Consider the following 628-nt stretch of genomic DNA (forward strand, 5'->3'; position numbering starts at 1 on the left):
CGCGGCGACGACCCCACCTTCGGCCGCTTCCAGCCGCCCCGCACACCCAGCCGCGTCCCGCGCGGCGAGCAGACCGCCCTGCTGGGCGAATTCGCCCGCCGGCTGCTGGACAGCGACCCGAACGCACGACTGGTGCTCGCGGGCGACTTCAACGACACCGAATTCTCGCCACCGCTACGGACGCTGCAGAACCTCGGTCTGACCGACCTGCCCGCCACCCTGCCCAAAGCGCAGCGCTACACCTACATCTACCAGGGCAACGCCCAAGTCCTCGACCACGTCCTGCTCAGCCCGAGCCTGATCGCAGGCAGCTACGACTACGACATCGTCCACGTCAACGCCGAGTTCGCCGACCAGGTCAGCGACCACGACCCCCAGTTGGTCCGGCTCACGTTCCCGTGACCACGAGTCCCCACCGGTCGCACCCGAGAGCCGCCCGCGTCACACCCCTTGGAGGACTGAACCGATGGCCGACGAACTCGTCCTGCCCACCACCGGCACCCGCGTGCCGCCACTGCCCCGCGCCGGCATGAACGCCGAAGTGGAAGCCGCCTACGAGCTGAGCATCGCCACCTGGGGCATCCCCAGCAACCTGTTCCGCACCATGGCCCACCACCCCGCATTGGCC

At 69.4% G+C, this 628-nt stretch carries 1 protein-coding gene; it reads left to right on the forward strand.

Annotated features, from left to right (window positions below; genetic code table 11):
* Positions 1-402, forward strand: a 402-nt coding sequence (locus ADL03_RS49230) for an endonuclease/exonuclease/phosphatase family protein (protein WP_197289204.1), incomplete at its 5' end; no start/stop codon positions are given.
* Positions 403-628: the final 226 nt, after the last annotated feature.

The sequence above is a fragment of the Nocardia sp. NRRL S-836 genome (genome assembly GCF_001279525.1).
Lineage (GTDB): Bacteria > Actinomycetota > Actinomycetes > Mycobacteriales > Pseudonocardiaceae > Lentzea.